At 40.7% G+C, this 12,092-nt stretch carries 12 protein-coding genes and 3 tRNA genes; 1 reads left to right on the top strand and 14 read right to left on the bottom strand.

All coding sequences use genetic code 11. The annotated features are described in order from the left end of the window. Positions 1 to 222: 222 nt before the first annotated feature. The 12 genes from JHC30_06415 to rpsO all read right to left on the bottom strand — a co-directional run bounded on the left by JHC30_06415 (position 223) and on the right by rpsO (position 10,063). Positions 223 to 309, bottom strand: a tRNA-Leu gene (locus tag JHC30_06415). Positions 310 to 318: 9 nt separating this feature from the next. After that, positions 319 to 393: transfer RNA gene (locus tag JHC30_06410), tRNA-Cys, on the bottom strand. A 1-nt stretch (position 394) separates the two neighbouring features. Further along, positions 395 to 469: transfer RNA gene (locus tag JHC30_06405), tRNA-Gly, on the bottom strand. A 65-nt stretch (positions 470 to 534) separates the two neighbouring features. Beyond that, positions 535 to 996, bottom strand: coding sequence for a D-tyrosyl-tRNA(Tyr) deacylase (locus JHC30_06400; protein MCI4463782.1), 462 nt, complete (start codon positions 994 to 996; stop codon positions 535 to 537). After that, on the bottom strand, positions 947 to 2,995 hold the full coding sequence (locus JHC30_06395) for a bifunctional (p)ppGpp synthetase/guanosine-3',5'-bis(diphosphate) 3'-pyrophosphohydrolase (protein ID MCI4463781.1): 2,049 nt from the start codon (positions 2,993 to 2,995) through the stop codon (positions 947 to 949). Before JHC30_06395 ends, JHC30_06400 begins: the two co-directional genes overlap by 50 nt. Further along, positions 2,988 to 3,503 carry an adenine phosphoribosyltransferase gene (locus JHC30_06390; GenBank protein ID MCI4463780.1) on the bottom strand — a complete coding sequence of 172 codons (516 nt, stop codon included), beginning with the start codon at positions 3,501 to 3,503 and terminating at the stop codon, positions 2,988 to 2,990. Before JHC30_06390 ends, JHC30_06395 begins: the two co-directional genes overlap by 8 nt. Before the next feature lie 27 nt (positions 3,504 to 3,530). Further along, a complete protein-coding gene (gene secF / locus JHC30_06385; GenBank protein MCI4463779.1) occupies positions 3,531 to 4,595 on the bottom strand; it encodes a protein translocase subunit SecF in 1,065 nt (354 codons plus the stop codon). A gap of 10 nt (positions 4,596 to 4,605) precedes the next feature. Continuing rightward, complete coding sequence (secD, locus tag JHC30_06380) at positions 4,606 to 5,877, bottom strand: protein translocase subunit SecD (GenBank protein ID MCI4463778.1); 1,272 nt, start codon at positions 5,875 to 5,877, stop codon at positions 4,606 to 4,608. Continuing rightward, a complete protein-coding gene (locus JHC30_06375; GenBank protein MCI4463777.1) occupies positions 5,878 to 6,456 on the bottom strand; it encodes a uracil-DNA glycosylase in 579 nt (192 codons plus the stop codon). Beyond that, complete coding sequence (locus JHC30_06370) at positions 6,443 to 7,678, bottom strand: insulinase family protein (GenBank protein ID MCI4463776.1); 1,236 nt, start codon at positions 7,676 to 7,678, stop codon at positions 6,443 to 6,445. The genes JHC30_06375 and JHC30_06370 overlap by 14 nt, the downstream gene beginning before the upstream one ends. Further along, positions 7,675 to 9,792 (bottom strand): polyribonucleotide nucleotidyltransferase, encoded by a 2,118-nt coding sequence (locus tag JHC30_06365; protein MCI4463775.1) that lies wholly within the window; start codon positions 9,790 to 9,792, stop codon positions 7,675 to 7,677. The genes JHC30_06370 and JHC30_06365 overlap by 4 nt, the downstream gene beginning before the upstream one ends. Before the next feature lie 4 nt (positions 9,793 to 9,796). After that, positions 9,797 to 10,063 carry a 30S ribosomal protein S15 gene (gene rpsO / locus JHC30_06360; protein ID MCI4463774.1) on the bottom strand — a complete coding sequence of 89 codons (267 nt, stop codon included), beginning with the start codon at positions 10,061 to 10,063 and terminating at the stop codon, positions 9,797 to 9,799. A 166-nt stretch (positions 10,064 to 10,229) separates the two neighbouring features. On the opposite strand from rpsO, the gene JHC30_06355 reads away from it, so the two are divergent. Beyond that, entirely contained in the window at positions 10,230 to 11,171 is a 942-nt protein-coding gene (locus JHC30_06355; GenBank protein MCI4463773.1) for a bile acid:sodium symporter, read from the top strand. Positions 11,172 to 11,184: 13 nt separating this feature from the next. On the opposite strand, the gene JHC30_06350 is transcribed toward JHC30_06355, so the two are convergent. Next, entirely contained in the window at positions 11,185 to 11,661 is a 477-nt protein-coding gene (locus JHC30_06350; GenBank protein ID MCI4463772.1) for an Hsp20/alpha crystallin family protein, read from the bottom strand. A gap of 99 nt (positions 11,662 to 11,760) precedes the next feature. Further along, a partial coding sequence (locus JHC30_06345) for a hypothetical protein (GenBank protein ID MCI4463771.1) occupies positions 11,761 to 12,092 on the bottom strand: 332 nt, incomplete at its 5' end.

The following is a 12,092-nucleotide window of genomic DNA, read 5'->3' as shown; positions in this document are numbered from 1 at the left end:
GGGTCATTCTGACGAGCGCACTTTGCGAGGAAGAATCTCCTATTCAATCGAAGGGGTTAAAAGACCCCCTTCGAACTTCCCCCAAAAAGACCTTAAACCTTCTCGGGGAAGTTTTTGGGTAAAATTGTCGATCTAAAACGATTTAAATGCGCAGTTTTAAGTGAATATTAATGCAGTCTATACGAAAACAAGGGAGTTTTAAAAGATAATTTTCTGAGTGTCTGGTGCCGGGGGCCGGAATCGAACCGGCACGGTGTCGCCACCGCGGGATTTTAAGTCCCGTGCGTCTGCCTGTTCCGCCACCCCGGCACAAAACTTTGGAGGCACCGGTCGGATTCGAACCGACGCATGAGGGTTTTGCAGACCCTTGCCTTACCACTTGGCTACGGCGCCATGGAGCGGAAGACGGGATTTGAACCCGCGACAACTGGCTTGGGAAGCCAGCGCTCTGCCCCTGAGCTACTCCCGCACACTTAATATTATAGCGAAGTTTTTAACTTCTGTCAAATAAGAAAACCGAAAAATTCACAAAATTTAGTCATTTGATAAATTTCCCGGGTGACGCTCAATTATGATTGTTACAGGACCATCGTTAACAAGTTCAACTTCCATATGCGCCTTAAAAACACCGGTTTTAACCTTTGGATAAATTGCCCTCACTAAATTAACAAAATTATCGAAGTATTCTCTTGCAAGGGTCTCTTCCATTGCATCCGAAAAACTCGGACGGTTGCCTTTTTTAATGTATGCTGCAAGGGTAAATTGTGAAACGAGAAGTATTTCACCATCAATATCCTTTACAGAAAGGTTCATCTTGTCCTCATTATCTTCAAAAATTCTGAGGTTTACAATTTTATTTGAAATCCATTTAAGGACTTCTGGGGTATCATCTTTTTCAATGCCCGCAAGGACAAGAATACCTTTGCCAATTTCCGAAACAACTTCATCATTCACTTTCACTTTCGATGTCTTCACTCTCTGGACTACTACCCTCATAAACCCACCTCTTAGAAACCCTTACCTTAACAACCTCTTCAAGGCTTTCAAGTTCGTGTACTAAATCTGAAAGATTCACCTTTGGGTCGAGTTTACATGAAAATCTCACATATGCAAGGAGTTTTCCTTTGAATTTCTTTTTCTTTGAAGAGGAGTGGAAATTCTCAAAACTTATGTTTCTTTTTGCAAAAACGCCCGAAATTTTATATATAAGTCCTGGAACATCCTGAACCGTTAATTTGAAAAAGGCGTAGAGATTCTTTTCTTTTCCCTTGCTCCAGTGTGCCTCAACAATTTTTCCACCATTTTCGATTATCTTTATAAGATTTGGACAGTCAACACGGTGAACTTTAATGCCACGCCCTCTTGACACATACCCTACAATTTCATCAAAGGGCTTCGGATTGCAGCACTTTGCAATGGAGATGTTGATGTTGCTTGCGCCATTAATTGCAGGGAAATATTCGGATACCTCGGTTTTAGGCTTTAAAGGAATTATTTTTGGAAGCTGAACCTTTGGCGTCTCTTCAACTTTTTCCTGCTCTTTCTTTTCTTCGTAGAGTTTTCTAAAGTATGCCTTTATTTTCGATTTTGCAGAGGCAGTCCTAACGAACTGAAGCCAGTCAAGTTTTGGGCCTGTTGAGGTTTTGGAAGTGATAATCTCAACCCTATCTCCTGTTTGGAGTTTGTAGTCCAGTGGAACCATAGTGCCATTAACCTTTGCACCAATGCAACGGTATCCAATGTCCGTATGAACTCTGAAAGCAAAATCAACAGGTGTTGAGCCTTGAGGAAGTTCTATAACATCTCCCTTTGGCGTAAAGACAAGCACCTCATCTGTGAAAAGATCGACTTTTACTCTCTCAACGAATTCCTTTGAAGAGCGCACTTCCTTTTGCCACTCGAGCATCTGCCTGAGCCATGCAATTTTTGCTTCGTAATTTTTATCGAGGGATTTCCCTTCCTTGTACTTCCAGTGGGCTGCAATTCCTATTTCGTCAACCTCGTGCATTTCTCTTGTTCTTATCTGGATTTCAAAAGGCTCACCCGATTTTGTTATGACTGTTGTGTGAAGAGACCTGTAATTATTGGGCTTTGGCATTGCAATGTAATCCTTAATCCTTCCAGGGACAAGTTTATAGTAGTTATTTACAATCCCGAGGACCTGGTAGCATGTAGGGATATCATCAACGATAATCCTCAAGGCAATGATGTCGTAAATCTCCTCAAACTGCTTTCCATCACGGATCATCTTCCTGTATATGCCGTAGAGGTTCTTTGGACGCCCTTCCACAACACCAGATATGCCGTGCTCCTTTAAAAGATTTCTCAATTCCTCCATCAATTCGTTTACATAAGCCTCACGCTCTTCCCTCTTTTTTGCAACTTTCTTTGCAAGTTCATAGTACTTTTCTGGTTCAAGATACCTGAAACTGAGGTCTTCGAGTTCCCATTTTATAGTGTACATTCCAAGGCGGTGCGCAAGAGGGACATAGATATCCATAGTCTCACGGGCAATTTCCTTTTGCTTTTCAGGGGGAAGGTAGTTTAATGTGCGCATATTATGAAGCCTATCTGCAAGTTTAATGAGGACTACACGCACATCCTGCGCCATTGCAAGGAGCATCTTCCTCAAACTTTCAAGATGTGCTTCTTCTGTTGAGACGCTTTTTATGCCCTTTAACTTCGTAACCCCGTTTACAAGGAAGGCTACAGTCTCCCCAAAATTTTCTTTTATTTCATCTATCGTAACGCCTGTATCCTCTACAACATCGTGAAGAAGGGCTGCAGCGTAAGTCTCGGCATCGAGTTTGAGGTTTGCAAGGATAAGTGCAACATTTAGCGGATGAATGATATATTCTTCGCCTGATTCTCTTGTTTGAGCAGAGTGTTTCTCCTCTGCAAACTTGTAGGCTTTCTCTAAAAGTTGCATCCCCTCACCATCAAGGTAAGGGGATACCTTATTTTTTAATTCTTCAAAAAGGCTTTCTTTAGTCAAAGTTTACAAGGGAAAATATATGGTATTTCCCTATCTTTTCCTCTCCTTTCAAACCTTTGAGTATAACAACAAATCCCCAGCCAACAATTTCAGCACCAAGCGACTCAACAAGTTGCGATGCTGCAAGTGCAGTGCCACCTGTTGCAAGAAGGTCATCAATCATAAGGACTCTTTCGCCTTTCTTAAAGGCATCTTTGTGAAGTTCAAGGATAGACATTCCGTATTCAAGCTGGAACTCTTTCCTAACAACTTCGTATGGAAGTTTTCCTGGCTTTCTTATTGGAACAAAGCCTGCGCCTAATTCTCTTGCAATTGGTGCACCAAAAATGAACCCCCTTGCTTCGATTGCTGCAACTTTATCAACATGGAATGTCCTGAAGTGGTCTGCAATCTCTTTCACAGTAAAGTTAAATGCATCCTTATCCCCCATAAGAGGCGTTAAGTCTCTAAACAGAATCCCCTTCTGCGGAAAATCAGGGATGTCTCTAATGTATTTCCTCAAATCCATTTCTACCTCCTAACAAATATATTATACTCACTTTCTCTTTTTGGAAGTTTTCCCTTTCTTTTTTGACTTAGGCTTGCTTGCCTTCGCTTCTTCAACTTCTGTTGTAACAGCTTCTTGAGAAGGCTCTTCAAGGGCGCTTTCCTTAGGTTCCTCAACAACTTTCACAACACTTTCCTTCTTTGAGATTTCTTCTTTTAGAGTTTCGCCTCTAAAGAGGACAAGGAGAGGTGAAGCTATGTAAATCGAGGAATAGGTTCCTGAGAAAAGACCAAAGAGCAAAGTCATAGAGAAGTCTCTTAAGGCAGTTCCGCCAAAGATAACAAGTGCAAGCGATGAGAAGAGTGTTGTAATTGATGTGTTCATCGAACGCACCCAGACCTCGGTTATACTCTTGTTAACAATTTCTCTAAAGGACTCTCTTAACTTGAATTTTAGTTTTTCTCTAATCCTATCCATGACAACGACTGTATCTTCTACGGAGTATGTAATGATTGCAAGGAATGCACCAATGAAAGGCGCATTAATCTCAATTCTGAACAATGCAAGCATTCCCAGAGTTACAAGGATATCGTGGAACAATGCAAGAACTGTCGCTGCTGCAATCTTAAATTCAAATCGTATAGAAATATAGAAAAGGACAAAGAGAAGTGCAAGTAGAAGTGCAATTGCACCGTTTCGCATAAGTTCACTTCCAATAACAGGAGCAATTGATGTTATTTGTGTTGCATCCTTATTGACCTTGTAGAGTTTATCAACTTCGTTAACAATCTTTGTGATATCATCAGGAGAAACACTTGTTGCATTTATCTTGATTATGACTTTGTTTCCCTGCGCTTCCTGGACAATTGCATCCTTATATCCAATACTTGCAACAACATCTCTTACTTTTTGAGAATCTGGTGTATTTTGACAGGCAAGAGTGATAACAGAACCACCCCTAAAGTCAATACCGAGGTTTAGTGGCGAGCCAAATTTGACCCAGTTTACCCCCATTGCAATAAGGCCAATAAGAATAATGGTTATGGAAATTGAAAACCACAGTTTTGTGTGTCCTAAAATATCCCAGTTTGCAATCCTATCTCTAAAACTCATCTCATACCTCCTATATTCCCCACATCCACGGCTTCTTCAGTGAAGTCTGTGGAAGGAATAGTTCAACAAGAAGCCTTGTAACAAAGACGCCAGAAATAAATCCCGAAAGGATTCCTATCGTGGTTGTAACTGCAAAGCCTTTGATTATGGTTGTGCCAAAGTAGAAAAGGATCGCAGCACCAACAAGAACTGTAAGGTTGGAATCAATAACCGTCCTGAGCGCATTTGCAAAGCCTGCATTTATAATTGACTTAAGCGTCTTTCCAAGTTTCAACTCTTCTTTCATTCTCTCAAAAACGATTACATTTATATCAACAGCCATACCAAGCGAAAGGATTGCACCACCTATTGCAGGAAGGGAAAGTGTTGCATGCATAAGGAAAAGCACCGCAAGTTCCAAGGAGACATAGAACACAAGGGAAAGTGCAGAAAGAAGTCCAAGATACCCATAGAAAATAATCATATAAAGAGCGATAAGTATGAATGCAACAATTCCGCCGATTACTGCCATTCTTATTGTATATGAACCAAGTGAAGGACCAACGACATCTTCCTGAATAAAATTCAATTTAACAGGCAAAGCACCACTTCTTAAAAGTGCTGCATAGTTTGCTGCCTCTTCTTTCGTGAAATTGCCTTCAATAACACCCTGACCTTCGGTTATGGCACTCTTTACAGTCGGAGCCATAAGCAATTTGTTATCGAGGTATATGGAAATTGTCTTTCCAATATTCTTTTGTGTGACATCTGCAAATATTTTTGTTCCTTCGGCATCAAGCTGGAATGCAATAACAGGCTGTCCCAGAGTTGCAGGGTCTTTACTGAACTCAAGTGTTGCATTCTTTATGTGTGCTCCTGTTAAGACAACTGTTCCATCTTCAGTTTTAAACTGCAAGAGTGCTGTTTGCCCTATGAGTTCTTTTGCTTTCTGTGGGTCTTTCCATCCTGGGAGTTCTACATCTATTCTTTTCCAGTTTGCACCCTTTTCCTGGACAACTACTGCTTCAGAGATGCCAAGTGCGTTTACCCTTTTTTGAATTACGCTTATCGCAGTTTGCATTGCTTCAGGCGTAACCTTAACTTCAGGTGTGTCGACTGCTTCAAGGACAAACCTAACGCCACCTTTTATATCAAGCCCAAAACGTGGCACGATGTAACTTTCAAATTTGCTTAGAGTTTCAAGCGGTTTTGAGGATGCGGTTATTGCAGTGTAATCGATGTAAACCGCAAGCCCAAAGACAATAAGAAAGATAATAAACCAGACTAAAAGCCTTTTCTTCATCTAAGAACCTCCTACAATTTTGGTTTCGTCTAATATTTCCTTCAACTTCATAAAATCCTTAACAAGTAAATCCTTGTATTCCCCGTGGTAAAGTGCTGCTGCGGGGTGAAATGTAACAAAAAACCTCAAGCCATCCTTTTCAAATACTCTTCCGTGGGCTGAACTCACCTTGAGTGTTGGAGAGATAAGCGCATTAAGAGGAGTATTGCCAAGTGTAACGATAATCTCGGGTTCTATAACGGAAATCTGCGCATAGAGGTATGGCAAACACGCCTCGACCTCCTCTGGTGTTGGCACTCTGTTATTTGGAGGCCTGCACTTAACAATATTGCCAATAAAAACTTCAGATCTATCGATTCCGATGCTTGAAAGAAGTTGAGTAAGGAGTTTTCCTGCTGCCCCGACAAAAGGAAGCCCCTGTATATCTTCGTCACGCCCAGGTCCTTCCCCCACAAACATTATTCGCGCATCAGCAGGACCAACACCAGGAACATAATGCGTCTTTGTTTTGTGAAGGTCGCACTTCGTGCAGTGCCTTATGTCGTTTTCGATCTCCTTAAGCATCTCAACTTTTCCCATCTATTTTACCAACTCTTACAATCCCGTGAGGGCTTTCAAGGAACGTCTTAAGGTAGTTATCAAACTCGTCCTTTGTGATACCCTCAATTTCCTTAATTATTGAATCAATGGTCCTTATGCTTCCTTGCATAAGACCTGAAACACCATTTTTCTGCATTCTTGAGGAAGTGCTTTCAAGCCCTAAAACAAGGCTTCCTAAAAGGTAGTTTTTGGCGTTAACAAACTCCTCATCGCTAAAGCCTTTTTCTTTTACATTATCCAGCTCTTCAAGCATCATATCTTCAACAGTTTTCCCGTATTTTGGAAGAGTTGAAGCATACACTACTGTGCCACCTGTATCCGTAAGCCTTACCGGGTATGCATAGACTGTGTAAACAAGTCCGTTTTCTTCACGCAATTTCTGGAAAAGCCTCGAGGACATATTTCCACCAAGTGCTGTTGTAAAGATCGAGTGAAGGTAGGACTCGTGGGTGAAACTCTTTTCGCCCTTAAGGGTTATAGCAATGTGGAGTTGGGCTGTATCTTTGGGAAAGTTAATCTCTGAAAATGCATAAGGAGCAACTTCTGTTTTAAGGTTGACTGAACCATCTCTAAAATCCTTAAAATACCTATCAAGCAGTGTCTCTGCAGTATGGGTTTCAATATCTCCCACAACGGAGACAAAGATATTATCACGAACGAAAAACCTTTTAAAATATGAAACAATATCCTCGTAGGTTATTGAGCGGACGCTTTCCTCAGTCCCAAGGGGATTTCTCGAAAGGGGGCTATCTCCCCAAAGAGAGCGGAGGGCTTCGGTTTGGCATATATCCTGAGGATCGTCGTAAAACTCATAGATCTCCTCAAGAATAACCTCACGTTCCTTTTCAAGAAGATCCTTATTGAATGTGGGATTTGTAAGGATATCAGATAGCACATCAAAGCCAACCTCAATATCCTTCCCAAGCAGTTTTACATAGAAGAGGGAATACTCGCCTGAGGTATAGGCGTTAATCTCTCCACCAAGCCCTTCAATTGCCTTGGAAATTTCAAAAGAGGAGCGTTTCTTTGTCTCCTTAAAGACCATATGCTCGATAAAGTGAGCAATGCCAAGTTTATCTTCCTCATACCTCGAGCCAGACTTCACAAAAACGCCAAGAGAAACCGAAGGGAATGTGTGGTTCTCCTCAACGAAGTATCTGGTAGAAGTTTTAGAAATGCTTATATCAAGACTTTCGTTCATTCTCTTTTCTCCGAATTTTCGTTGTTATTTTTCTTTTCACCATCAACTGCTTTCTTTGAAAGTTGTATCTTTCCGTCGTCTTCAATCTTAAGGACTTTTACCTTTACCTTGTCGCCAATATGGAGTTCTTTCCTTATATCCTTTATAAACTTATCCGAAATCTGTGAGATATGCAAAAGACCAACATAGTTTGGAAGGATCTGCACAAGTGCACCAAAGTCTTTAAGGTCAACAACAACGCCCTCATAAACTTTTCCTTCTTCAGGCTCTGCAAGGAGTTGATTTATACGCTCCAAAATCGTATTAAGGATATTTTCGTTTGGTGCCGTGATATACACTTTCCCATCAGGCTCGATATTGATTTCTGAATCTGTTGAACCAATTATGCTTCTTATAGTTTTTCCGCCGGGACCAATAAGCAAGCCAATCTTATCAGGTCTAATTTGCATTGTATAGACACGTGGCGCATATGGAGAAATCTCAGGACGAGGTGCAGGGAGTACTTCTTTCATTTTCTCAAGGATGAATAGCCTTGCTTTGCGCGCTTGCTCGAGTGCAATTCTCAATATATCGACTGTTATACCCTTTATCTTTATATCCATTTGAAGTGCCGTAATACCTGTATCAGTCCCTGTAACCTTGAAGTCCATATCACCCAGGTGGTCTTCTGCTCCTTGAATATCTGTAAGAACGACAAACTGGTCGCCTTCCTTTATGAGCCCCATAGCAATACCTGCAACAGGCTTCTTTATGGGAACACCTGCATCCATAAGGGCAAGAGTAGAGCCGCATGTTGATGCCATTGATGTCGAGCCGTTAGACTCGAGGACTTCTGAAACAACCCTTATCGTGTATGGAAACTCTTCTTCGTCGGGAAGTACTGGCACAAGGGCACGCTCCGCAAGTGCACCATGACCGATTTCTCTTCTTGTTGGTCCTCTCATTGGACGCGCTTCGCCCACTGAGAATGGAGGGAAGTTATAATAGTGCATGTAGCGCTTTGTTTCAACTTCCTCTTCAAGAGACTCAACAAGTTGCCCTTCGCCTTTGCCACCTAAGGTTGCAATGGATAGGACTTGAGTCTGACCTCTTGTGAAAAGAGCAGAACCATGAGTCCTTTTTAAAACGCCTACTTCAATTGAAATAGGTCTTATCTCTTCGGGCTTTCTTCCGTCGATTCTGTTGCCCTTGAGAGTTTCTCCTCTTATGTAGTTTCTCAAAATGAGGTCGAATATCATATTAACATCGGATACTTTTTCGGGATACTTCTCTTCGTACTCTGTAATAATGCCCTTCTTTATCTCTTCAAGGGCTTTTTCTCTTGTGAGCTTCTCCTTGTTTTCAAGTGCAAGTTTAATCTTATCAAGGATTTCCGCCTCAATCTCCTGTTTGAGTGCCTCATCAATTACAATTTCGGGTACTTCTACCTTTGGCTTTCCGATTTTCTTTGCAAACTCCTCCTGCACAAGGGAGATCTTTTTTATCTCTTCAAGAGCAACCTGCATTGCCTGAATCATTGTATCTTCGGAAACTTCCTTTGCACCTGCTTCAATCATAATAAGTGCGTCTTTTGTCCCTGCAATACTCAAATCAAGAAGGCTTTTTTCGTCAATCTCATTCTCATTTGGATTGATGACGAACTTTCCGTCTATAAGCCCCACCTTTACGGCGGATACTGCCTCATAGAACGGCTCATCCGAGATAAGAGATGCAAGGGATGCCGCATTTATTCCAAGAATGGCAGGTGAAATCGAGCCATCAGCAGAAAGCACATAAACAACAATATGGACAGGTCTTCTGAATTGAATTGGAAACATCGGCCTTAGTGGACGGTCGATAAGGCGGGAACCAAGTATTTCTTCGTCGGTTGGACGCCCTTCCCTCTTGTAGAACCCTCCGGGGATCTTTCCTGCAGCATACATCTTTTCGAAGTAATCAACGGTTAACGGGAAAAAGTCTGTTGGCTCTGCAGGTTCATCTCCCATAGTGGAAGTTGCAAGCACCTGGGTGCCGCCACATGTTGCAAAAACAGCACCCCCTGCTTGCTTTGCCATCCTACCAACTTCAAACTCAATAACTTTTCCGCCTACTTCTATACTTACTTTCTCTACCATAGCCTTATGCTCTTAAATTCAATTCTTTAACAATTCTCTCATAACGCTCTTTGTCAGTTTCTTTAAGGTAGGTGAGGAGTTTCCTTCTTTCACCGACAAGCTTGAAAAGACCTCTTCTGGATGCAAAGTCCTTCTTGAATTGCTTCAAATGCTCTGTAAGGTTGTTAATCCTCAAAGTGAGAAGTGCAATCTGCACTTCAGGAGAGCCAGTGTCGCCTTCATGACGACCAAACTTTTTAAAAATTTCTTCTTTTTGTTCTTTTGTAATCATTCTTAACCTCCTAAATAAATTTTTATTTCGCTAATAACAAAGGAAACCGTATGGAGGGTTATACGAGTTTCCCTTGCTAAAAGCAAAGATATTATACAATATTTTTTATCTTTTTCAAAAGGCAAAATGCTTGAAAAATTAGTGGTATAAATTATAATCGTAAGGTATGAAAAAATTTAATGAATTTATAGAAAGCAATTCGTCATTCATAATAACGCTTGGAATTCCACTTGGGCTTCTGTTCCCGCAGTTTGCAATTCTAAAGCCTTATCTTACTTATCTATTAATGCTAATTCTTTTCTTTACATTTTTAAAACTCGACTTCGTAGATATCATTAAGGTTGCAAAAAGAGTGAAACTCCTCATCTATGCGATTATCTTGGACCTCATTATCCTTCCTCTTATCGTATTTGCAATGTTAAAAATATTCAAGGCACAAGACTTTCTCCTTGCTTCTCTTCTTCTATTCTCGGCTGTTCCTGCAGGCGTTGCATCTGCATCAATTACGGATATCCTCGGTGGAGATACAATTCTTTCAACAACGATCATTATAATTACGCACATAATTGCGCCCCTTACAATCCCACTTTTATTTTACATCCTTTTAAGAAAGGTGATTCGTGTTGATTACCTTAATATATCCCTAACGCTTATAAAACTCATATTTCTCCCCCTTATACTCTCGCAGGCATTCAAGTACACCTTTAAAAATCTAACAGCACAAATTGTAAAGAGAAACAAAATCATCACAACATCGATACTGCTTCTCCTTGGAACAACAATTACAGCAGTAAATTACAATTTCATAGTAAAAAATCCTGTTAGTGCATTAGGATTTATACTCATCTCAATTCCAATCTATATCTTGTTTATGGTAATTCCTTTCTATTTAACACCTAAACTTCCAATGGAAGAGCGTATTTCTATCTTTGCAACAAAAGCTTTTATGAATGTTACAATTGGCGTTGTGCTTGCGCTTTCTTTCCTTGATGCAAAGGCATCACTTGTGCTTACACTTGCGCAGATCCCCTGGTCTTTAATGATTTTTCCTGCACAGATTTTTATAAGGCTAAATAAAAATACCCCCGGAAATACCGGGGGCAAATGATCTCAAGTATATACTACTCGAGTGTAATTTCTTTTGTCTTCTTGCCAGTTTCAACCTTTGGAAGAGTTATTTCAAGAACACCATTTTCGAATTTTGCCTGTGCTTTTTCAGGGTCAACTTCTGCTGGTAACGGTATTGCTCTGTAGAAACTACCATAAACACGCTCTTCAATGAAGTAGTTCTCTTCCTTTTCCTTACGCTCCTTCTTTACTTCACCGGAGATAGTAACAGCATCAGGTTCAACTTTTATCTTAACATCCTTCTTGTCAATTCCAGGAAGGTCTGCTTTAACTACAATTTCGTTATCTTTTTCAATTACATCAACTGAAGGAGCAAAGGCAATCTGAGTTTCTACAGGTTGGATTTCACCCCTCTCCTTTCGAGGAAGCGCTAATCTTGGTTTTGCGCTTCTCCAGAACTGAGAGAAGATGTCGTCAATTTCTTGTTCAAGCCTTCTAATTTCTTCAAATGGATCGTACATTCTTGCCATATCCATCACCTCCCGATACATATTATATATAATTTTTTATTTTTGTCAAGAGGGTAAACGGAGGAATTTTAACTCTCTTTTTACAAGCCTTAACACACTTTACGAATTTTTTATAAGGCTTTTCTCGGTGTGCTCGTTACACTCAAACTGGATGTTCGTGTGGTCTATATGAAACACGTCTTTAATGAGGTTTTCTATCTGGCTTCGTATTGCCTTTGTCTCCTCAACGCTTGTATTTGGTTTAACATTCACATGTGCCTCAAAAAGTGTTGTTTCATCGTCAAGTTTCCAAATGTGGACATGGTGCATATTAACAACACCTGGAATTTTCAAGACACTTTCTTCAACCTCTTTAACATCAATATCCGGAGGAGTTGCTTCAAGAAGGATAAGAGTGGATTCTTTTACGATTTTGAATGCCTCGTATCCCA

This window comes from Caldisericum sp. (assembly GCA_022759145.1).
Classification (GTDB): domain Bacteria; phylum Caldisericota; class Caldisericia; order Caldisericales; family Caldisericaceae; genus Caldisericum.
Note: the sequence above shows the minus strand (reverse complement) of the source record. Positions and strands in the feature narration are given on the sequence as shown.

What these genes read in the sequence shown, in the direction of transcription:
- JHC30_06350 (MCI4463772.1), bottom strand. Translation starts at nt 11,661, where the DNA reads ATGGCAAGAATGTACGATCCATTTGAAGAAATTAGAAGGCTTGAACAA.
- secD (MCI4463778.1), bottom strand. Translation starts at nt 5,877, where the DNA reads ATGAAGAAAAGGCTTTTAGTCTGGTTTATTATCTTTCTTATTGTCTTT.
- JHC30_06355 (MCI4463773.1), top strand. Translation starts at nt 10,230, where the DNA reads ATGAAAAAATTTAATGAATTTATAGAAAGCAATTCGTCATTCATAATA.
- JHC30_06375 (MCI4463777.1), bottom strand. Translation starts at nt 6,456, where the DNA reads ATGGGAAAAGTTGAGATGCTTAAGGAGATCGAAAACGACATAAGGCAC.
- JHC30_06390 (MCI4463780.1), bottom strand. Translation starts at nt 3,503, where the DNA reads ATGGATTTGAGGAAATACATTAGAGACATCCCTGATTTTCCGCAGAAG.
- JHC30_06370 (MCI4463776.1), bottom strand. Translation starts at nt 7,678, where the DNA reads ATGAACGAAAGTCTTGATATAAGCATTTCTAAAACTTCTACCAGATAC.
- secF (MCI4463779.1), bottom strand. Translation starts at nt 4,595, where the DNA reads ATGAGTTTTAGAGATAGGATTGCAAACTGGGATATTTTAGGACACACA.
- rpsO (MCI4463774.1), bottom strand. Translation starts at nt 10,063, where the DNA reads ATGATTACAAAAGAACAAAAAGAAGAAATTTTTAAAAAGTTTGGTCGT.
- JHC30_06400 (MCI4463782.1), bottom strand. Translation starts at nt 996, where the DNA reads ATGAGGGTAGTAGTCCAGAGAGTGAAGACATCGAAAGTGAAAGTGAAT.
- JHC30_06365 (MCI4463775.1), bottom strand. Translation starts at nt 9,792, where the DNA reads ATGGTAGAGAAAGTAAGTATAGAAGTAGGCGGAAAAGTTATTGAGTTT.